Below are 20573 nucleotides of genomic sequence, written 5' to 3' on the forward strand. Positions count from 1 at the left end.
CCGTCCCCCTACGCCGCTTGGGCCGGCCGCTCGCGCAACCGCTGTTCCAGCGCCCGCCAGCGCGGCTCGACCGCTTCCATCGCCCGGTGCTTCACTGGACCGAAGCCACGGATCTCCTGCGGCAAGGCGGCCAGCTCCACCGCGGTGGCGAGCCGGTCGGCCGACAGCCGCTCGGCGATCTCCGCCACAGTGGCCTCAAACCGGGCGATCAGGGCGCGTTCCATCCGGCGCTCTGCCGTATAGCCGAAGGGGTCGAGCGCCGTCCCGCGCAGCCGTTTCATCGCCGCCAGACCGCGGAACACCGGCAGGATCCAGGCGCCGAGCGCCATCTTGCGCGGCTCGCCATAGCCGTTGGTCTCGCGCGCCAGCAGCGGCGGGGCGAGGTGGAAGACCGGCTTCCAGTCGCCGTCGAAGCGGTCCTCCAGGCTTTTGCGGAAGCTGGGGTCGCTGTGCAGGCGGGCGACCTCATACTCGTCCTTGTAGGCCATCAGCTTGAAGGCGCTGCGCGCCACCGCTTCGGCCAGCGCGGTCGAACCGGGGGCGACGCGGGCCTCCGCCTGCCGCGCCCGCTCCACCAGGGCGCGGTAGCGGTCGGCATAGGCGCGGTCCTGGTACTCGACCAGGAACCCGGCGCGCCGTTCGACGATGGTGGCGAGGTCGGCGGCCGGCGGTGTCTCCTCCGCACCCAGGGTCGCCAGCAGATCCGGCCGGTGTGCGGCGAGGCGGCCGAAGGCGAAGGCGCGCAGGTTGGCGGCGACGCCGGTGCCGTTCAGCTCGATGGCGCGGGTCAGCGCCTCCAGCCCCACCGGCAGCAGGCCTTTCTGGAAGGCGACGCCCATCAGGAAGACATTGGCGAGGATGCTGTCGCCGAACAGGGCGGTGACCACCCGGTTGGCGTCCACCACCTCCACCCGGTCGGGTCCGGCGGCGCGGCGCAGGCTGCGCAGCAGCGATCCGGGATCGGGCAGCTTGCTGCCGTCGCGGGTGAAGGCGCCGGTCGGGGCGACATGGGCGTTCGCCACCACCCGCGTCCGGCCCAGCCGCACCGTCTTCAGCGCGTCCGGCGACGCCGCAACCACGGTGTCGCAGGCCAGCACCAGCTGCGCCTGTTTCGGGTCGATCCGCGCCTGATTGAGCCGCGCCGCGTCGCCTGCCACGCGGAGGTAGCTGTAGACGGCACCCCCCTTCTGCGCGAAGCCCATGAAGTCCAGCACGGAGGAGGCCTTGCCCTCCAGATGCGCCGCCATCGCCAGCACCGCCCCGATGGTGACGACGCCGGTGCCGCCGACGCCGACAATAAGGATCTCGGCCGGATCTTCGGCGGCGGAGTAATGCGGCAGAGGCAGCGCCGCCAGATCGTCGGCGAAGCGGGCGGCGACCCTGTCGGGGTTCGGCTTGCGCAAGCTGCCGCCGACCACCGAGACGAAGCTGGGGCAGAAACCGTCGGCGCAGGAAAAGTCCTTGTTGCAGCTGGACTGGTCGATCTGCCGCTTCATGCCGAATTCGGTCTGCTTCGGCTGCACCGACAGGCAGTTCGACTTCCTGCCGCAATCGCCGCAGCCTTCGCAGACCAGATCGTTGATGACCATGCGCCGCGCCGGATCGGCCATGGTGCCGCGCTTGCGCCGGCGGCGCTTTTCGGCCGCACAGGTCTGCTCGTAGATGATGGCGGTGACGCCGGGGATGTCGCGCATCTCGCGCTGGACGGCGTCCAGTTCCTCGCGGTGGTGCACGGTGGTGAAGGGGGCAAGACCGGACCGGCTGTCGTACTTTTCCGGTGCGTCGCTGACCACGGCGATGCGGGTGATGCCCTCCGCCGCCAGCTGGCGGGTGATGGCGTCGACAGAGATCGGACCGTCCACCGGCTGGCCGCCGGTCATGGCGACGGCGTCGTTGAACAGGATCTTGTAGGTGATGTTGATCTTGGCGGCCACCGCCTGCCGGATCGCCAGCAGGCCGGAATGGAAATAGGTGCCCTCGCCCAGATTCTGGAAGATGTGCGGGCGCTTGCTGAACGGCGCCTGCCCGATCCAGCTGACGCCCTCGCCGCCCATCTGGCTGAGGCCCACCGTGTCGCGGTCCATCCACGACGCCATGAAATGGCAGCCGATGCCGGCCATCGCCTTGCTGCCCTCCGGCACCTTGGTCGAGCTGTTGTGCGGACAGCCGGAGCAGAAATAGGGGGTGCGGGGCAGGGCAGGGGCGGCGGGCGCCTCACCCGGCAGCAGATCGGCGAGCCGGCCTGAAAGATCGCGGTCCGGGAAGCGATGGCGGATCCGTTCCACCAGCGCCTTGGCGACGATCCAGGGGCGCAGCTCCCCGGTGGCGGGCAGGAGAGGGGCGCCGAACTCGTCGGTCTTGCCGACCACGGCGCGCGGCCGCTCGCCGGCCGGCAGGTGGAACAGCAGATCCTTCAGCTGGCCTTCGACGACCGGCGCCTTTTCCTCCACTACCAGGATCTCTTCGGCGCCACGGGCCGCGGTCAGGGCGAAGTCGGGCTCCAGCGGCCAGGACAGGCCGATCTTGTGGACCGACAGGCCGATTTCAGCGGCCTCGACGGGGCCGATGCCCAGGATCCGCAAAGCCTCCATCAGGTCGAGATGCGCCTTGCCGGTGGTGACGACGCGCAGCCATCCACCCTTTCCAAGCACGCTGCGGTCGATGCGGTTGACGCGGGCGAAGGCCTTCACCGCCGCGACCTTGGCGGCGAGACGCTCCTCGATGGCGAGGCTGGGCAGGTCGGGCCAGCGGTAATGCAAGCCGCCCGGCGGCGGATCGAACTCCACCGGCAGGAAGCCGCGGTCGAGCGACGGCAGCCGGACGGTGGCGGAGCTTTCCACCGACTCCGAGATCGCCTTGAACCCCACCCAGGCGCCGGAAAAGCGCGACAGGGCATAGCCGTAGAGGCCGAAATCCAGATACTCGCGCACGCCCGACGGGTTCAGCACCGGCATCGACCACGCGATCATCGCGAGGTCGCTCTGGTGCGGCATGCTGGAGGACACGCAGCCATGGTCGTCGCCGGCCACCGCCAGCACCCCGCCGCGCGGCGAGCTGCCATAGGCGTTGGCATGCTTCAGCACGTCGCCGGAGCGGTCCACCCCCGGCCCCTTGCCGTACCACATCCCGAACACGCCATCGACGGTGACCTCGCCGGAGGATTCGACCTGCTGGGTGCCCATGACGGCGGTGGCGCCCAGATCCTCGTTCACGCCGGGGACGAAGGTGATGGCGTGGGCGTCCAGATGCTTGTGCGCCTGCCACAGCGCCTGATCCAGCCCGCCCAGCGGCGATCCGCGATAGCCGCTGACGAAGCCGGCGGTGTTGAGGCCCGCCCGCCGGTCGCTTTCCGCCTGGAGCAGCAGCAGCCTGACCAGCGCCTGGGTGCCGGACAGATAGACCTGCCCCTCGGCCCGGCCGTAGCGGTCGTCCAGGCGATAGCTCCGGTCGATCTCCACCTGTTCCGCCCGCAGGCCTTTCGGCATGCCGTCCATCTCTCGTCCCCTCGGATTTCTTTTCTGGGAACAAGTCTGCGCCTTTCGCAGGCAAATGATTTTGCGGGTTGGCCGGGGATCTGGGGTGTTCGGAAAATCCTGTTGCGGATTGTTGAGGCGTGCAGCGAAATTTTTGCGCAGGATCTGGCGTCTTCCGGACGGATTACCCTTTCAGGGCGGCGCGGCGGTCGGCCCGCATCAGGGCGGCACCGCGCTCGGCGATCATCACCGTCGGCGTGTTGGTGTTGCCGGAGGTCAGCGTCGGCATCACCGAGGCGTCGATCACCCGCAGGCCGCGCACGCCCTTCACCCGCATCTCCGCATCGGTGACGGCGGTGGGATCATCCTTGCCGCCCATCCGGCAGGTGCCGACGGGATGGAAGATGGTGGTGCCGATGTCGCCGGCGGCCCGCGCCAATTCCTCCTCGGTCTGGAAACTGGGGCCGGGCTTGTATTCCTGCGGGTGGTAGGGGGCGAGTGCCGGCTGCGAGACGATGCGGCGGGTCAGCGCCAGCGCCTTCGCCGCCTTCGTCCGGTCGGCCGGATCGGACAGGTAGCAGGGGGCGATGGCCGGATTGGCGCGGTGATCGGCGGTGGTGATGCGGGTCCAGCCGCGCGATGCCGGGCGCAGGTCGCAGACGCTGGCGGTGAAGGCCGGGAAGGCGTGCAGCGGGTCGCCGAACTTCTCCAGCGACAGCGGCTGCACATGGTATTCCAGGTCGGCGGTCGCGACCTCCGGCGATGATTTGGCGAAGACGCCGAGCTGGCTGGGCGCCATGGTCAGCGGCCCCTTGCGGAACAGGGCGTATTCCAGCCCCATCATCGCCTTGCCGAACAGGTTCCCGGCCCGCTTGTTCAGCGTGACGATGCCATCGACCTTGTAGATCATCCGCAGTTGCAGATGGTCCTGCAGATTGGCGCCGACGTCCGGCGCGTCGAGCACCACCGGAATGCCGAGTGTCTTCAGATGCTCCGCCGGGCCGATGCCGGATCGCTGGAGGATCGCCGGGCTGCCGATGGACCCGGCGGCCAGCACCGTCTCGATCCTGGAGGTCGCCCGTGCCGGTTCCCCCTTCACGGTGAAGCGGATGCCGGTGGCGCGGCCATCGGCGATCTCCACCCGGTCGATGGCGGCATCGATGACGAGCTTCAGGTTGGGGCGGTCGAGCGCCGGGCGCAGGAAGGCCTTGGCCGCACTCCAGCGGATGCCGCTCTTCTGGTTCACCTCGAAGCTGCCGACGCCGAGATTGTCGCCGCGGTTGAAGTCGTCGTTGCGGGGAATGCCGACCTGCTGCGCCGCCTCGGCGAAGCGGTCGAGCAGGTCCCAGCGCAACCGCTGCCGCTCCACCCGCCATTCGCCGCCGACGCCGTGCATGTCGTCGGCGCCGCGCCAGTAATCCTCGCTGCCCTTGAAGACCGGCAAGACCTCCTTCCAGCTCCAGCGGCTGTCGCCGGTGATGGAAGCCCATTCGTCGTAATCGCGGGCCTGCCCACGCATGGCGATCATGCCGTTGATCGACGAGCAGCCGCCCAGCACCTTGCCGCGGGCGTAATGGATGCTGCGCCCATTCAGCCCCGGCTCGGCCTCCGTCTTGAAGCACCAGTCGGTGCGCGGGTTGCCGATACAGAACAGATAGCCGGCGGGAATGTGGAGCCAGACCCAGCTGTCCTTGCCGCCGGCCTCCAGCAGCAGGACCGAGACGTCCGGATCGGCCGACAGCCGGTTGGCCAGCACGCAGCCGGCGGTGCCGCCGCCCGCGATGATGTAGTCGAAGCTGCCGAAGTCCAAAACGTCCGCCATCGCGTCCCTGCCCCAAAGGATTTATCGATTTGTCAGACGTATTAAATTGCTGACCGGGCGGACGATCCAGCGAAATCTTGCCGCGGGGGTACCGTCCGGTGCGGAATTCGGCCACCCTCCATCCTCAAGATGACGCTCGCTGCCGTTCGCGCTCGGTCAGCAAATCGACGAAGGCGCGGACCTTGGTCGGGCGGAAGCGGGCGGCGGGGAAGACGGCATGGATGCCGCCCGACGGCAGGGTCCAGCCCGGCAGGAGATGGACGAGGCGGCCGGATGCCAGATCGTCGGCCACGCAGTAATCCGGCAGGACCGACAGCCCCGCCCCCTGGCGAACCGCCTCGCGCACGGCGAAGGTGGCGTCCAGCGCGATGGCCGCCCGGGGCGTCACCATGTGCGCCCCGCCGGTCTTTGCGGTGAACTGCCAGGTCAGCGGGTTGCGCAGCGCCGTGTTGGCGATGAAGGGCAGGGCGGCGATGTCCTCCGGCCCAGCCTGTTCGCCGATCCGCCGGGCCAGCGCCGGGGTGCCGACCAGTAGCTGGCGGAAGCTGCCGAACTGGCGGGCCTGGAGGCTGGTGTCGGCCAGCCAGCCGACGCGGATGGCAAGGTCGAAGGTGCCGCCGACGAGGTCGAGCGACTGGTCGGACAGGGCCATGTCGGCCTTGCAGGCGGGATGGGCGGCGACGAAGGCGGAAATGGTGGGGACGACGACCGCCACCCCGTAATCGAAGGGTGCGGTCAGCCGCAGCAGGCCGGACGGCGCCGCCGCATTTTCCGCAAGTTCGCCGAAGGCATCCTCGGCCTCGCGCAGGATCACGACGCAGCGGCGGTGAAAGGCCATGCCGGCCTCGGTCGGCCGGACCTTGCGGGTGGTGCGGACCAGCAGGCTGGCGCCGACCTCCTCCTCCAGCTTCGCCACCTGCTGGCTGACCACCGCCTTGGTGATCCCCAGCCGCGCCGCCGCCGCGGTGAAGGAACCGGTTTCCACCACCGCGGCGAAATAGGCGATGCGGTTCAGATGCCTCGGATCGCTCATTGGGGATCGCTCATGGTGAGGGACGTCCCTATTGTTTGCCTACAGCATACGATATGTCGGTTTTATGCCGGCTACACAGCACAATCGGTACCGGTTAAGGTCGCACCATCACGTCATCGCCAGCCACGGATGCGACCATGAGCCGGACCAGGACCGTCACCTATCTGTTCGACCCGCTCTGCGGCTGGTGCTATGGCGCCTCGCCGGCGATCGCGTCGCTGCGGGAGATCGGGGATCTGGCGCTGGAGCTGCTGCCCACCGGCCTGTTCTCCGGGGCCGGCGCCCGGCCGCTGGACGAGGGCTTCGCCGCCCATGCCTGGGCGGCCGATCAGCGTATCTGCGCCCTGACTGGGCAGGTCTTCAGCGAGCGCTATCGCACCGATGTTCTGGCCGACCGGCGCCAGAGGCTCGACAGCGGTCCGGCGACGCTGGCGCTGACCGCGGTGGCGCTGACCGCCCCCGCCCGGGAATTCACGGCGCTGGCCGCCATCCAGGCCGCGCGCTACGCCGACGGGCGCGACATCACGGCGATGGCGACGCTGGCCGATGTGCTGGCCGGCCTGGACCTCGGCGCCGCGGCGTCGCTTCTTGCCGAGGGGACGGAGGAACTGACCGTCGCCGACGCCGCGCGGGTGGAGCGCGGCCGGCAGCTGATGGCTGCCTACCGCGCCAACGGCGTGCCGACCCTGCTGTATGACGACGGGTCGCACCGGCGCAAGCTCGACTCCGAAATCCTCTTCGCCAAACCCGGCAGGCTGGCGGCGGTTCTGCGCGTCGCCTGACCGCGAAACCAGAAAGAAGGACATCGATGATGATGACGCGCAGGGACATCCTTGCCACCGCTTTGCACGCCTCGACGCTGGCGGGGGCCGCAACTCTTCTGGCCCCGGCCGGTGCGCTGGCGGCCACCGCGGCGCCGCTGGGCTGGCAGGCGTTTCCGGCTGGGGAAACCGGCTTCTTCCGGGCGCCGGTCCTGCTGTCCGGCAGCCGTGAGGCGATCCTGATCGACGGCGGCTTCACCCTCTCCGACGGCAAGGCGCTGGCGGAGGCGATCAAGGCGACCGGCAAGAGGCTGACGATCATCTATGTCAGCCAGAGCGATCCCGATTATTATTTCGGCCTGGGTCCGGTGAAGGCGGCCTTCCCCGATGCCCGCGTCATCGCCGCCTCCGCCACCGTCGCGGCGATCAGGGGCAATGTCGAAAAGAAGCTGGCGGTCTGGGGGCCGAAGCTGAAGGAGAACGGCCCGCAGACCCTGGCCGACGTGGTGATGCCGCAGCCGTTCGACGGCGCCGCCCTGACCCTGGACGGCCAGGCCATCGAGATCGTCGACGCCCAGGGGCTGCCGAACCGCCGTCACCTGTGGGCGCCGTCGTTGCAGGCGATCTTCGGCGGGGTGCTGGTGTTCTCCGGCCTGCATGTCTGGACCGCCGATACCCCGACGGCCGAGGCGCGCGCCGCCTGGGTCAAGGCGCTGGACGCCATGGCCGTCCGCAATCCGGCGGTGGTGGTCGCCGGTCATGCGGCACCGGGTGCGGCGCCCGATGCGGCGGCCATCGCCCACACCAGGGCCTATCTCCTGGCCTTCGAGGAGGAGCTTGCCAAGGCGAAGAGCAGCGCCGAACTGATCGCCGCCATGAAGCGGCGCTATCCCGATGCCGGAATGGGCATCGCGCTCGACATCGGCGCCAAGGTGGCGACCGGCGAGATGAAGTGGGGCTGACGCCCCACCGTCTCCCGCCGTTCGATCTTCACTTCCTGTTGACCAGCGCCACGCCGCAGACCGCCACCGCCATGCCGGCCAGGGCGACGATGCCCAGCTTCTCGCCGAACAGGATCCAGGCGATCAGCGCTGTCACCGGTGGCGTCAGGTAGAACAGGCTGGCGACCTTGGCCGCCGCCCCGCGGCGGATCAGGGCGAACAGCAGGAAGATGGCGCCGACCGACAGCACGAAGCAGAGCCACAGCAGGGCGAAGACGAACTCGCCCGTCCACTGGATCCGCATGGTCTCGGTCAGCGGGGCGGCGACCGCCAGGGCCAGCGCGGTGGCGCCATACTGGATGGCGGTGCCGCTGCGCAGGTCCATGCCGCCGCCGTGGCGCTTCTGGTACAGCGTGCCCAGCGTGATGCCGACCAGCGCCACCAGGGCATAGCCGAGCGGCACCAGATGCGCCGCGTCGATGGCCAGCTTCTCCCGCACCACCAGACCGACGCCGGCAAGGCCGAGCAGCAGCCCGGCCCATTGCCGGCCGGTCACCCGTTCGCCCAGCAGCGGGCCGGACAGGGCGGCGGTCAGCAGCGGCTGGATGCCGACCACCAGCGCGGTCACCCCGGCCGGCAGGCCCTTCGCCATGGCGATGAAGATGCCGCCCAGATAGACGCCGTGCACCAGCAGCCCGGCGAGCGCGATCCGCCCGGCGGTCGCCCAGTCCTTCGGCCAGGGCGCCCGGCTGACCAGCGCCACCAGCGCCAGCACCACGGCGACCAGCCCCAGCCGGAGCAGCAGGAAGGTCAGCGGCTCCACATAAGGCAGGCCGTATTTCGCGCCGATGAAGCCGGTGCTCCACAGCAGCACGAAAAGGCCCGGCATCAGGCGCAGCCAGGTCTGGCCGCCCGTCGCGGTCCCGCTCATCCCTTAAGTCCCTTTTCCGTCCGGTCAGTTCACCGCCGGAACGGCCTGAGACGACGGGGTCGGCTGGCGGCGCGCTTCGGCGACCGCCTGGATGTGGGACTGCAAATCCGCGTCCTTCTGCACCAGCCGGCGGAAATCCTTCTCATCCAACACCAGCAATTGGCAATAGCCCAACGCCCGCACGTCTGCATTGCGCCGCTGGCGGGACAGGAGCGCCATCTCGCCGAAGAAGTCGCCGGTGCCCAGCTTCACCGGCTCCGCCAGCATCGGCACCAGCACCTCCACCGCACCCGATGCGATGAAGAACATGGCGTCGCCGCGGTCGCCCCTGCGCACGATGGTCTCGCCCGGCAGCGCCAGCTGGGCGCGCAGCAGCGTGGCGATGGTCGCCACCCGCTCCGACGGCAGGCCGGCGAACAGCGGCACCCGGCGCACCAGCTCCGCCACATCGAACCGCACGTCGAGCTTCGGCAGCCGTTCCAGTGCCCGGCGGCGCTGTTCCAGGTCGCGCTCCAGGTCGGTCAGGACCTCCTGGCTGATGATCGATTCGGCGTGCATGGCGCGGTATTCGGCATGCTCCAGCCGCAGGGCGGCGCGGCCGACATAGCGGCTTTGCAGCACCACCGCATAATCCGGGTATTGCAGCTTCAGGGCCGACAGCGCCTGTTCGACGATGCCCAGCCGGCCGACCAGCATGCCTTCCAGCTCGAACGCCACCTCCTGGCCCAGCACGCGGGCCAGCCGGTCGCGGGTGAAGGCCAGCAGCTCGCGCAGCACGGTGCGCACCGCCACCAGCACCTCGAACCGCATCGACAGGCGCCGGGCCAGCGGCCGGTGGACGCCGAAGCGGCGCTGGAGCCAGCTGGCCGTCCGCATCCAGGGGGAGAAGGCGATGAAGGGTTCCTCGAAGGCGCGGTAGCCGTTGCGGCCCTGGCTCTTGACCGCGTCGAGCAGGCGCCCGCTGCGGCCGGCCAGCATCTCCATCACCGCGCGCGACACCACCCCTTCGGAGAAATGGGCGTAATAGAGTTCTTCCTCGCGATTCACCAGGATGACGAGGCCGATGGTGACGCGGTCCTCGTCGCTCAGCTTGGCCTCCTCCTGGCTGTCGCGGTCGATCCGCTTCAGCCGCTCCTCGTAGCGGGCGACCATCACGTCCTTGACGGCGCCGTCGACCTCATAGGTCTGGGCGACGGCGGCGACGCGGTCGCGGATGCTGTCGGTGGACAGCGCCAGCGCGCGGTTGCGCATGGCGCGCTCGACCGGCGTCAGCTCGTCCAGCTTCAGCAGGCGGATCAGCCAGCGCAGCGTGGTGCCGTTGACGAACAGCGTGACGAAGACGAAGCCGGTGACGATCACCGCGATGAAGCTTTGCAGCCGCTCGGGAACGCGGAAATTCTCGGTCACCGCCAGGGCCAGCGTCAGCGACACCGCCCCGCGCATGCCGCCCCACAGCATCACCGCCTTGTAGGAGTTGCTGACCTTCTGCGCCAGCCCGGCCCAGGACAGCACCGGCAGCAGGCCGAACAGCACCACCGCCCGCGCGGCGAAGGCCGCCAGCACCACGACCAGCACCAGCCCGACCTCCGCCCAGCCGGCATCGGCCATCAGCCGCGGCACCAGGATGGCGGTCAGCAGGAAGATCATCGAGTTTGCCCAGAAGCCCAGCTGCTGCCAGACATGCTCCATGGCGCCCCAGGTGGCGGGGGAGATGCGGGTGCGCCCGACCGATCCGATGACCAGCGCCGAGGTCACCACCGCCACCACGCCCGACGCGCCGACATAATGGTCGGCCAGCACGTAGGACAGATAGGCCAGCGCCACCGTCAGCGTGATCTCCGCCATCGGCTGGTTGCGCACCGGCTCCACCAGCATGCAGACGATGCGGCCGCAGACATAGCCGGTGACGACGCCGCCGGAGAAGTCGCGCAGGAAGTCCAGCGCCGCCGCTCCCGCCCCGCCGTGGGAGGTGCGCGTCAGCATGTCGAGCAGCAGCGTGAACAGTGCGATGGCCGCGGCGTCGTTCAGCAGGCTTTCGCCTTCGACCAGCGTGGTCAGCCGCCGTGGTGCGCCCAGGTCGCGGAAGATGCCGATCACCGCCGCCGGGTCGGTGGAGGCGACGATGGCGCCCAGCAGCAGGCAGGCGACCAGCGGCATCGGCGTGAACAGATTGACCGCATAGCCGACGGCGAAGGTGCAGACGAACACCGCCACCACCGCCATCAGCAGGATCGGCCCCAGATCGTCGAACAGCCGCCGCACGTCGACCGCCAGCGCGGTTTCGAACAGCAGGATCGGCAGGAAGATGTGCAGCAGCACGTCGGACGAGACGTCCAGCTCCGCCAGCGAGGTCAGGAAATCGTGGAACGGCCCCGTGCCCGGCGTGCCGGCGAAGGTCTGGATCACCGCACCCAGCGCCACGCCGACCCCGGCCAGCAGCACCGTGTAGGGCATCTGGAAGCGGGCGGCCAGCGGCGGCAGGAAACTGACGAGGGCGAGAAGCCCGGCAACACCGAGGACTTGAATGACGATGTCGTGCATGTTTCCACGGGGACGGCTGCGGCGTGGGCTGCACGGTATCGCCGCACTGTGGCGGGAGCAAGACCGGGAACCACGCAGTGCTGCGGCAAAAAATGGTCCGCAGCGATGCGCCGGCCGCGAGCAGGAAAGCTATTCCGCTCGCCGTATTCCGGACCCACTTATTCCGGCTGCCCGCTTTCCGCCCCTCAACGCCAGCCGCCGTCTCGCGTCAGGCCGGCCAGGATCTCCGACAGGAGGGCATGGGTGGCGCGGGCGGCGGCCGACAGCGGCCGGCCGGCGGCATGGGCCAGCAGGATGGTCCGGTCGATCTGCGGATCGACGATGGGCAGGCCGGTCAGCCGCTCCGCCGCCACGCCATGGCGCGCCACGCGGTCGGACAGGACGGTATAGCCGCAGCCTTCCGCCACCAGCGCCTTGATCTGCTCCAGCGCATCGATCTCCAGCGCCACGGTGACGCTCGCCCGCGCCAGCAGGGCGGCATGCTCCACCTCCTCGCGCACGCCATGCGGGCGGCCGGGCAGGATCAGCGGCAGGGCCAGCGCCTCGGCGAAGGGGATGGCGGTCCGGCCGTGCAGCAGCGGGTCGTCCGCCGGCCCGACCAGATGCAGCTTTTCCCGCGCCACCAGCTCGGTCTCCAGCCCGCCCATCTCCTTGGTGCCGAACACCAGGGCGAGGTCGAGCTGCCCGGACAGCACCCATTCCAGCATGTGGCCAGACAGCCCCTCCACCACCCGCAGCCGGATTTGCGGGTGGGTGCGGCGCACCGCCAGCGCCAGCGGCACGGTCAGCACCGGCCCCAGCGAGGTCGGGATGCCGACGGTGGCAGGACCGGCCGGCACCGCCTCCACCGCGCGGACCTCGTCGCGCAGCCCGTCCATCTGGTCGATCAGTGCCGCCGCCCGCTGCGCCAGCCGCCGCCCGCTTTCGGTCGGTACCACGCCGCGCGCCGTGCGTAGGACGAGCTGGCAGCCGAAATCCTCCTCCAGCCGCTTCAGATGCAGGCTGAGCGCCGGCTGCGCCACCCGCAGGGCGTCCGCCGCGCGCGAGATCGAGCCATGCTCGACGATGCCCAGGAAATAGCGAAGCTGCCGTATGTCCATCCCGCCGGAACCCATATTGTCCATATCGTGACGGTATGAAGAGGGTGACAGGGATCGTGTGTCAATATGGGTGTGGGCGAGTTGCCGCCCATTTGATCGTGCACGAAATAGTTTAGACTGATTGGCGGAGAGCGGTGAGCCGGAACCCAAACGCGGAGGTCAGCCTGTGATTTTGGGACCTGTGGTTTTGGAGCCGATCCATATGCCGGGGGAGGGGCCGGAATGGATGCGGCGCCATCCGGAGTTTCCCGCGGTGCTCGCGGAGTTCTGCGGCGGGCTGGTCGCTCCGCTGCGTGGACAGCGGCTGATGATCAAGCTGTTCGGCCAGCGGGCGCCGACCGAGATCGTCGCCTGGATCGTGTTGATGCACGCAACCGCCCGGAGGCCGGAGGAGCGGCCGACGCTGACCCGTCTTCAGGAGCGCCTGCCCGGCACCAGGCAGACCGCCGCCTTCGTCGCCTTGCTGCGCGGGTTCGGCATCGTCCAGACCGAACGTGATCCGCGCGATGGGCGCATCCGCTATCTGGTCCCCGGCCCGATCATCCTGGATGGCCTGTGCGACTGGCTGGTCCTGCATCTCGCCTGCCATCGCCGGCTGGCCGGCGGCGAGGATGCGGGGGAGAGGCTGCGCTGCGACCGCGATTTCTACGACCGGATGCTGTGCGAATGCGAAGCCCTGCTTGATCCGCGCAACCGGGCGCTGCTGCTTTTTCCCGAACTGGCATGGCTCGACGAGCATGACAGCGGCCTCTATCTGGCCCTGACGCTGGTGGAGCGCAGTCTGACGCAAGGCGCGGCGGACGATGCGGCGGGCGGTTGGGTGGAGGCTTCGGCCAGCGGGCTTGCCGGGCTGCTGGGGGTGTCGCGGTCCCACATCCGCAACCTGATCAATGAGATGGAACTGCGCGGGCTGGTGCGCCAGGACGAACGCCGCCGCAGACTGCTGCCGACGCCGCACTTCACCGAACTGGTGGAACGCTGGGTCTGCCACCAGCTCGACGGTATCGCGGCGGCGGCGCGCCGGGCGGAGCGGGCAGAAGACGGCATGTCTCCGCCGCCGCTTCCCCATCCGCCCGGCGCGCTTCCGATAGGGACGGCTCAGACCAGCGCCACCTTGCCGGTGGCGATGTCGTAGAGGCCGCCGACGATCTTCACCCAGCCATCGGCCGCCAGCGGGGCGATGAGCGGTTCGGCCCCGGCGAGGCGCCGGACATTGTGCCGGACATTCTCCACCGTCGCGTCCGCCATCAGGTCGGCGGGCTTGCGGGCGATTGCGGCTTCGACTCCGGGCTTCAGCGCGTTCACCAGTCCCGGCAGATGACCGGGAAGCTGCGTCCCGTCCTGGATCGCCTTGATGGTGGCGCCGATGGCGCCGCAGCCGGTGTGGCCGAGCACCAGGATCAGCGGGATGTTCAGCGCCTTGACGCCATACTCCAGGCTGGCGAGTCCGTCGTCATTGACGAAATTGCCGGCCACGCGGACGACGAACAGCTCTCCCGGCCCCTGATCGAACAGGATTTCGGGGGAAACCCGTGAGTCGGCGCAGCTGACGATGCTGGCGAAGGGGAACTGCGCCGCCGCCCGCGCCGCCCGGCCGACCGAATAATCCCGGTTGCGCGCGGTGTTCGCCGCATAGCGCGCGTTGCCGGCGGCCAGTTTCCGCAAGGCCTTGTCAGGCGACAGCGGGGATGGCGGCACCGCCGCCTCCTTGGCCATAACAGTGGTAGGCGTCAATGCCAGGGCGCCGGCCGTACCGGCGAGCGCCGCACCGGTCTTGAGCAGATGCCGGCGCGACAGCCCAAGGCCCGCCGTTTCGCACAACAGACACATACCTAACCCTCCGCTTTGGGATCACCGGTCGTTGCGGACGATCGGCGGCGCCGGTTGATCCCGGCGGCCCGTCCACGCCCGCCAGTGTTGGCATGGCTCCTGACCCTGCGGTCGTCCAAAAATTGCAGGCATCGGGCAAGGGGGGCGCTTGTCACAGCCCGGCTTGCGCCGGTTTGGCGAGCCGCGGGTTTGGACCGTACCCCCTCTTGATCGCCGCAATTCCGTTAACCATTTACCCATCAGGCGCCGGGCGATCGCGCATTTTGCGGATCGCGGACGCGCCGTCCCGCGCCGGATGGCTGGGCGGGAGACCATGGAAACGGAGTGCCGGATGGACTTCGGTCAATTCACCGATCGCGCGCGTAGCGTCATTCAGGCCGCGCAGATCGCCGCCCTTGCCGAGCGGCACCAACAACTTCTCCCCGAACATCTGCTGAAGGCCCTGATCGACGAGGGCAGCGGCGTGGCGGCGCGTCTGGTGCGCGACACCGGCGGCGACCCCGATCTGCTGAAATCCGCGACCGAGGAACAGCTCTCGCGCGCCCCGGTCCAGGCCGGCGCCGGCGAAGGCCCGCAGCCGCTCTACATGTCGCCGGCCCTGGCCGCCGTGCTGCAGGGTGCCGTCGCCTCGGCGCGCACCGGTGGCGACCGCTTCGTCACCGCCGAACGGCTGCTGGAGAGCCTCGCCCGCCAGAGCGGCCCGCTGCGTGCGCTGTTCCGCCGCGCCGGCGTCGATGCCGACGCGCTGGCCGCCGCCGCCGATGCCCAGCGCAAGGACCATCCCGCCGACGCGGAGACCGAGACGACGGCCGGCGAGGCGCTGGCCCGCTACACCCGCGACCTGACGGAAGAGGCGCGGCAGGGCCGGCTCGACCCGGTCATCGGCCGTGACGACGAGATCCGCCGCACCATCCAGGTTCTGGCCCGCCGCACCAAGAACAACCCCGTGCTGATCGGCGACCCCGGCGTCGGCAAGACCGCCGTGGTCGAGGGTCTGGCCCAGCGGCTGGCCTCCGGCGACGTGCCGGAAGGGCTGAAGGACCGGCGCGTCCTGGCGCTCGACCTCACCGCGCTCTTGGCTGGCGCCAAGTTCCGCGGCGAGTTCGAGGAGCGGCTGAAGTCGGTCCTGAGCGAGGTGCAGGAGGCCAACGGCCGCATCATCCTGTTCATCGACGAGCTGCACACGCTGATCGGCGCCGGCCGCACCGACGGGGCGATGGACGCCGCCAACATGCTGAAGCCCGCCCTGGCGCGCGGCGAACTGCGCTGCGTCGGCGCCACCACGCCGGACGAGTACCGCAAGTACATCGAAAAGGACGCCGCACTCGCCCGCCGCTTCCAGCCGGTGACGGTGGATGAGCCGTCCGCCGACGACGCGGTGTCGATCCTGCGCGGCATCAAGGGCAAGTATGAGGTGCACCACGGCGTGCGCATCGCCGACGCGGCGGTGGTCGCGGCGGTGAGCCTGTCGGCGCGCTACATCGGCGACCGCCGGCTGCCGGACAAGGCGATCGACCTCGTCGACGAGGCGGCGAGCCGCCTGCGCATGGCGATCGACAGCAAGCCGGAGGCGCTCGACGCCGTCGACCGCCGCGTCGCCCAGCTCAAGATCGAGCGCGAGGCGCTGAAGGCCGAGCCGGACGCCGCCTCGCAGGAGCGCCTGCACGTCCTGGAGGGCGAGTTGGCCGAGGCGGAAGCCCGCCAGTCCTCGATGGAGGAGGAATGGCGCGCCTCGCAGTCCCGCCGGACCGAGGGCCGCCGCCTGAAGGAGGAGCTGGACCAGGCCCGCACCAGGCTGGAGCGCGCCCAGCGCGACGGCGACTGGGCCAAGGCCGGCGAGCTGGCCTATGGCGTGGTGCCCGACCTGGAAAAGCGTTTGGCCGACGCCGAATCGCGCGCCAGCGCCGAGCGTGACGAGGTGACGGCCAAGGACATCGGCGCCGTCGTCACCCGCTGGACCGGCATTCCGGTCGAACGGATGCTGGAGGGCGAACGCCAGCGGCTGAAGGGCATGGAGGACAAGCTGGCCGAGCGCGTCGTCGGCCAGAAGGAGGCGGTGCGCGCGGTGTCCAAGGCGGTGCGGCGTGCCCGCGCCGGCCTGAAGGACCCCAGCCGCCCGACCGGCTCCTTCCTGTTCCTCGGTCCGACCGGCGTCGGCAAGACCGAGCTGGCCAAGGCGCTGGCGTCCTTCCTGTTCGACGACGAGACGGCGATCACCCGCCTCGACATGTCGGAGTATATGGAGAAGCACGCGGTCAGCCGCATGATCGGCTCGCCGCCGGGCTATGTCGGCTATGACGACGGCGGCTCGCTGGCGGAACGCATCCGGCGCCGGCCCTATCAGGTCGTGCTGCTGGACGAGGTGGAGAAGGCGCATCCCGACGTGCTGAACGTCCTGTTGCAGGCGCTCGACGACGGGCGGCTGACCGATGGGCAGGGCCGGACCGCCGACTTCCGCCACGCCATCCTCATCATGACCTCCAACCTGGGGGCCGAGGCGCTGAGCGCCTTGGGCGATGACGAGGACATGGCCGGCGTGACGGTGGAGGTGATGGACGCGGTGCGCAAGGCCTTCCGGCCGGAGTTCCTCAATCGGCTGGACGATGTCCTGATCTTCCGCCGGCTGGGCCGGGACCAGATGTCGCGGATCGTCGACATCCAGTTGTCCCGCGTCAACGAGCGGCTGGCCGAGCGCGGCGTCACCCTGGCGGCGGATGCGGCGGCCAAGCGACGGCTGGGCGATCTGGGCTGGGATCCGGCCTTCGGCGCCCGTCCGCTGAAGCGGGCCATCCAGGGCCTTGTCGAGGACCCCATCGCCGAGCGGCTGCTCGACGAGGAGGTGGAGGGCAGGACCACGATGAGCCTGTCGGTGGTCGACGGCCGGCTGGCGCTGGACGGCGTGGTGGTCGAGGAGGACCGGGCGCACGGCTTCAAGGCGCCGGAACGTCCGCCGCTCGGCTTCGCCCTGCCGCCGGTGGCGAGTTCCGCCGCCAGCCGCGAGGCGTCGGTCCACTGAGCGTTTGAGGTGTGATGGGGAAGGGGGCGCAGGCTTTGCGCCCCCTTTTCCATTTCCGGGGCTGCCCTTGGCCCACCGCCTCTGCTAAATGTCTGCTGCAACGCCGCAATGGACAGGGAGGCAGACATGGCCGCGACGAGTCCTTCCCACTTGGCCTACCTGTCGAATTTCTCGCTGGCCGGGCAGGTGGCGCTGGTCACCGGCTCGGGGCGCGGCCTGGGGCTGGAGATCGCGCAGGCGCTGGCCGGGTCGGGCGCGCATGTGCTGTTGAACGGCCGCGACGCCGCAACACTGGAACCGCGGGTGGCCGAGATTGAAGCAGCCGGCGGCAGTGCGTCGGTGCTGGCCTTCGACGTGTCGGACCGGGCGGCGGTGCGTGACGCCTTCGCGCGGATCGACAGTGAGCATGGCCGGCTCGACGTGCTGGTCCAGAATGTCGGGCAGCGCAACCGCAAGCCGCTGGCCGATCTGACCGACAACGAGATCACCAGCCTGCTCGACGTCGATCTGGCCTCCGGCCTGATCCTGGCGCGGGAGGCGGCGCGGCTGATGCTGCCGCGCGGGCGTGGCCGGCTAATCGCCGTCACTTCCGTCGCCGGGCAGATCTCGCGGGCCAACGACAGCGTCTATGCCGCGGCGAAGGCCGGGCTGAACGGCATGGTGCGGGCGCTGGCCGCCGAATATGGCTCGCAGGGGCTGACCAGCAACGCCATCGCGCCCGGCTTTTTCGCAACCGAAACGAATGCGGCGATCACCGGCGATCCGGAGCGCTCGGCCTATTTTGCCAACCGCACCCCGATGCGGCGCTGGGGCCGGCCGGAGGAGATCGCCGGGGCGGCGGTGTTCCTCGCTTCGGCGGCGGCGTCCTATGTCAACGGTCACGTCTTGGTCGTCGATGGCGGCGCCACCATCTTGATGTAAGCCGCCGGCCGACTGCCACCGCCATGCTGACGATTCCGATTTCCTGCGGCGATCCCGCCGCCCTGTTCCGCCCCTGGAGTGCCGAGCCCTGGGCGATGCTGCTCGACAGCGCGGCGGCCAATCCGCGGAACGGGCGCTACTCCTATATCGTTGCAGAACCGTTCCAAACTGTCGAAGCGATTGGCGGCCAGACGCTGGTCGACGGCCGGGAGGTGGGCGGCAGCCCCTTCGACGCGCTGGAACAAGCGCTGGCGGCCCATTTGCTTCCATCTGCCGGCCCGGTTCCCTTCACCGGAGGGGCGGTCGGCTTCGTTGGTTACGAAGCCGGAACAGCTTTGGAGGGGCTACGCTCCCGCCATGGCAATTCGGGCGGCCAGCCGGACTTCGCCTTCGGCCTCTACGATGTCGTCGCCGCCTTCGACCGGCAGGAGAGCCGGGCCTGGGTCATCGCCGCCCGGCCGGAGGCGGAGGACCGCGCCCGCCGCATGGCGGCGCGGCTGTCCGTTCCGCCTCCGGAACAATCGGCAGGGCCGGCACCGCTGCGCTGGCGGTCGGAACTGTCGCGTCCCGACTATCTCGACCGGGTCGGACGGGTCTTGGAGTATATCCGGGCCGGCGACATCTATCAGGCCAACTTCACCCAGCGCTTCCTCGCCGATACCGGTGGGGTCATCGACGCCTACGCGCTGTATGAACGCCTGCGCCGTCTCAGCCCGGCCCCCTTCGCCGCCTTCCTGAATTGCGGTCCGAAGCTGCGTCTGGCCGGGGCGTCGCCGGAGCGCTTCATTCGTCTCGGCGCCGACCGCACTATCGAGACGCGGCCGATCAAGGGCACCCGCCCGCGTCACGCCGATCCGGCGGCAGATGCGCGGGCGGCGGCGGACCTGTCCGCCAGCATCAAGGACCGGGCGGAAAACCTGATGATCACCGACCTGCTGCGCAACGATCTGGCGCGGGTGTCGGAGATCGGCAGCGTCAGGGTGCCGGTGCTGTTCGGGCTGGAGAGCTTCGCCACCGTTCATCACCTCGTCTCGGTCGTCACCGCGCGTCTGCTGCCGGGGCTGGGGCCGGTCGATCTGCTGCGCGCCGCCTGCCCCGGCGGGTCGATCACCGGGGCCCCGAAGATCCGCGCCATGCAGATCATCGACGAGCTGGAGGTGGCGCGCCGCGGCGCCTATTGCGGGTCGGTCGCCTGGATCGGTTTCGACGGCGCCATGGACAGCAACATCGTCATCCGCACCCTGTCGGTGACGCCGGACACGGTGGTCGCCCAGGCCGGCGGCGGCATCGTTGCCGATTCCGATCCGGCAGACGAGCATGAGGAAATGCTGGTCAAGGCCCGCGCCCAGCTGCGCGCGGCCGGAGAACTGGTGGGGGAAATGGAATGACGATCTGGCTGAACGGGCGGCTGTTGCCGGCGGCTGAGGCACGGATCGACCCGGCCGACCGCGGCTTCACCCTCGGCGACGGGCTGTTCGAAACGATCCGCATCAAGGATGGCAAGCTGCGCCACCTGCCGCGCCATCTCGACCGGCTGGCCGCTGGGGTTGAACTGTTGCACCTGCCGCTGCCCCACGGCGCCGCGGAACTGGCCGGGGCGATGGCGGCACTGATCGAGGCGACCGGCGTTACCGACGGCGTCCTGCGCCTGACCCTGTCGCGCGGAACCGGCGCCCGCGGGGTGCTGCCGCCGGCCGATGCCAAGCCGACCCTGCTGATGACCGCCGCCCCCGCCGCCCACATGACCGCGCCGGTCGCCGCCATCATCGCCCGCTGCACCCGCCGCAACGAGCATTCGCCGCTGTCGCGCCTGAAGTCGCTGAACTACCTTGATTCCATCCTGGCCCGGCAGGAGGCGGCGGAGCGCGGCGCCGACGAGGCGCTGCTGCTGAATGCCGCCGGCCGGCTGGCGGAATCGAGCGTCGCCAACCTGTTCCTGTCGATTGGCGGCCGCCTGCTGACTCCGCCGCTGGCCGACGGCGCCCTTCCCGGCATCCGCCGCGCCCTGATCCTGGAGCGCCATGGCGCCGAGGAGGCGCCGCTCACCCCCGACGACCTCGCCCGCGCCGACGAGGCTATCCTGACCAACAGCCTGGGCCTGCGCTCGCTGGTGGCGGTGGACGGCCACCCGGTCGGCGCCGGCTCCCCCGGTCCGGTTCTGGCCCGCCTGCTGGCCGACCTTGACCTGTAATCCGCCATTCAAG

Annotated in this window: 14 protein-coding genes; 7 read left to right on the forward strand and 7 right to left on the reverse strand. The window is 69.9% G+C overall.

Annotated elements, in window-relative coordinates; translation table 11 throughout:
* Nucleotides 1–8: 8 nt before the first annotated feature.
* From J2848_RS21105 to J2848_RS21115, 3 genes are all read right to left on the reverse strand, one after another.
* Nucleotides 9–3485, reverse strand: coding sequence for an indolepyruvate ferredoxin oxidoreductase family protein (locus J2848_RS21105; protein WP_246194050.1), 3477 nt, complete (start codon nt 3483–3485; stop codon nt 9–11).
* 172 nt (nt 3486–3657) lie between these two features.
* On the reverse strand, nt 3658–5295 hold the full coding sequence (locus tag J2848_RS21110) for a GMC family oxidoreductase (RefSeq protein WP_149233190.1): 1638 nt from the start codon (nt 5293–5295) through the stop codon (nt 3658–3660).
* Nucleotides 5296–5419: 124 nt separating this feature from the next.
* The gene (locus tag J2848_RS21115; protein ID WP_149233191.1) at nt 5420–6328 is read right to left on the reverse strand and encodes a LysR family transcriptional regulator; all 909 of its coding nucleotides are present in this window, start codon (nt 6326–6328) and stop codon (nt 5420–5422) included.
* A gap of 137 nt (nt 6329–6465) precedes the next feature.
* Between J2848_RS21115 and J2848_RS21120 the strand changes: the two genes are divergently transcribed.
* Both J2848_RS21120 and J2848_RS21125 read left to right on the forward strand, forming a co-directional pair.
* Nucleotides 6466–7110, forward strand: coding sequence for a DsbA family protein (locus J2848_RS21120; RefSeq protein ID WP_149233192.1), 645 nt, complete (start codon nt 6466–6468; stop codon nt 7108–7110).
* A 29-nt stretch (nt 7111–7139) separates the two neighbouring features.
* Nucleotides 7140–8051, forward strand: a complete 912-nt coding sequence (locus tag J2848_RS21125; protein WP_149233193.1) for an MBL fold metallo-hydrolase — start codon at nt 7140–7142, stop codon at nt 8049–8051.
* Between the two features lie 28 nt (nt 8052–8079).
* On the opposite strand, the gene J2848_RS21130 is transcribed toward J2848_RS21125, so the two are convergent.
* From J2848_RS21130 to J2848_RS21140, 3 genes are all read right to left on the reverse strand, one after another.
* Nucleotides 8080–8961: a DMT family transporter gene (locus J2848_RS21130; protein ID WP_149233194.1), complete on the reverse strand. Its 882-nt coding sequence runs from the start codon at nt 8959–8961 to the stop codon at nt 8080–8082.
* A gap of 24 nt (nt 8962–8985) precedes the next feature.
* Complete coding sequence (locus J2848_RS21135) at nt 8986–11502, reverse strand: cation:proton antiporter (RefSeq protein ID WP_149233195.1); 2517 nt, start codon at nt 11500–11502, stop codon at nt 8986–8988.
* A gap of 185 nt (nt 11503–11687) precedes the next feature.
* On the reverse strand, nt 11688–12602 hold the full coding sequence (locus J2848_RS21140; protein WP_149233196.1) for a LysR family transcriptional regulator: 915 nt from the start codon (nt 12600–12602) through the stop codon (nt 11688–11690).
* A 226-nt stretch (nt 12603–12828) separates the two neighbouring features.
* On the opposite strand from J2848_RS21140, the gene J2848_RS21145 reads away from it, so the two are divergent.
* Entirely contained in the window at nt 12829–13737 is a 909-nt protein-coding gene (locus J2848_RS21145) for a hypothetical protein (protein WP_211103241.1), read from the forward strand.
* On the opposite strand, the gene J2848_RS21150 is transcribed toward J2848_RS21145, so the two are convergent.
* Entirely contained in the window at nt 13701–14432 is a 732-nt protein-coding gene (locus J2848_RS21150) for a carbonic anhydrase (protein ID WP_149233197.1), read from the reverse strand. The genes J2848_RS21145 and J2848_RS21150 overlap by 37 nt on opposite strands.
* Nucleotides 14433–14763: 331 nt before the next feature.
* Here J2848_RS21150 and clpB point away from each other — a divergent pair, with 331 nt between their 5' ends.
* The 4 genes from clpB to J2848_RS21170 all read left to right on the forward strand — a co-directional run bounded on the left by clpB (nt 14764) and on the right by J2848_RS21170 (nt 20560).
* The gene (gene clpB / locus J2848_RS21155; protein WP_149233198.1) at nt 14764–17448 is read left to right on the forward strand and encodes an ATP-dependent chaperone ClpB; all 2685 of its coding nucleotides are present in this window, start codon (nt 14764–14766) and stop codon (nt 17446–17448) included.
* Between the two features lie 126 nt (nt 17449–17574).
* A complete protein-coding gene (locus J2848_RS21160; protein WP_149233199.1) occupies nt 17575–18369 on the forward strand; it encodes an SDR family oxidoreductase in 795 nt (264 codons plus the stop codon).
* A gap of 23 nt (nt 18370–18392) precedes the next feature.
* A complete protein-coding gene (gene pabB, locus J2848_RS21165; protein WP_149233200.1) occupies nt 18393–19757 on the forward strand; it encodes an aminodeoxychorismate synthase component I in 1365 nt (454 codons plus the stop codon).
* Complete coding sequence (locus J2848_RS21170; RefSeq protein WP_149233201.1) at nt 19754–20560, forward strand: aminotransferase class IV; 807 nt, start codon at nt 19754–19756, stop codon at nt 20558–20560. Before pabB ends, J2848_RS21170 begins: the two co-directional genes overlap by 4 nt.
* The last annotated feature ends 13 nt before the right edge of the window (nt 20561–20573 follow it).

The sequence above is a fragment of the Azospirillum lipoferum genome, assembly GCF_024170005.1.
GTDB classification, from domain to species: domain Bacteria; phylum Pseudomonadota; class Alphaproteobacteria; order Azospirillales; family Azospirillaceae; genus Azospirillum; species Azospirillum lipoferum.

Excerpts from the sequence above, each read along its gene's own strand:
- J2848_RS21140 (WP_149233196.1), bottom strand. The coding sequence starts at position 12,602 with ATGGACATACGGCAGCTTCGCTATTTCCTGGGCATCGTCGAGCATGGC.
- J2848_RS21125 (WP_149233193.1), top strand. The coding sequence starts at position 7,140 with ATGATGACGCGCAGGGACATCCTTGCCACCGCTTTGCACGCCTCGACG.
- J2848_RS21135 (WP_149233195.1), bottom strand. The coding sequence starts at position 11,502 with ATGCACGACATCGTCATTCAAGTCCTCGGTGTTGCCGGGCTTCTCGCC.
- J2848_RS21120 (WP_149233192.1), top strand. The coding sequence starts at position 6,466 with ATGAGCCGGACCAGGACCGTCACCTATCTGTTCGACCCGCTCTGCGGC.
- J2848_RS21130 (WP_149233194.1), bottom strand. The coding sequence starts at position 8,961 with ATGAGCGGGACCGCGACGGGCGGCCAGACCTGGCTGCGCCTGATGCCG.
- clpB (WP_149233198.1), top strand. The coding sequence starts at position 14,764 with ATGGACTTCGGTCAATTCACCGATCGCGCGCGTAGCGTCATTCAGGCC.
- J2848_RS21170 (WP_149233201.1), top strand. The coding sequence starts at position 19,754 with ATGACGATCTGGCTGAACGGGCGGCTGTTGCCGGCGGCTGAGGCACGG.
- J2848_RS21150 (WP_149233197.1), bottom strand. The coding sequence starts at position 14,432 with ATGTGTCTGTTGTGCGAAACGGCGGGCCTTGGGCTGTCGCGCCGGCAT.
- J2848_RS21145 (WP_211103241.1), top strand. The coding sequence starts at position 12,829 with ATGCGGCGCCATCCGGAGTTTCCCGCGGTGCTCGCGGAGTTCTGCGGC.
- J2848_RS21160 (WP_149233199.1), top strand. The coding sequence starts at position 17,575 with ATGGCCGCGACGAGTCCTTCCCACTTGGCCTACCTGTCGAATTTCTCG.
- J2848_RS21115 (WP_149233191.1), bottom strand. The coding sequence starts at position 6,328 with ATGAGCGATCCGAGGCATCTGAACCGCATCGCCTATTTCGCCGCGGTG.
- J2848_RS21105 (WP_246194050.1), bottom strand. The coding sequence starts at position 3,485 with ATGCCGAAAGGCCTGCGGGCGGAACAGGTGGAGATCGACCGGAGCTAT.
- J2848_RS21110 (WP_149233190.1), bottom strand. The coding sequence starts at position 5,295 with ATGGCGGACGTTTTGGACTTCGGCAGCTTCGACTACATCATCGCGGGC.
- pabB (WP_149233200.1), top strand. The coding sequence starts at position 18,393 with ATGCTGACGATTCCGATTTCCTGCGGCGATCCCGCCGCCCTGTTCCGC.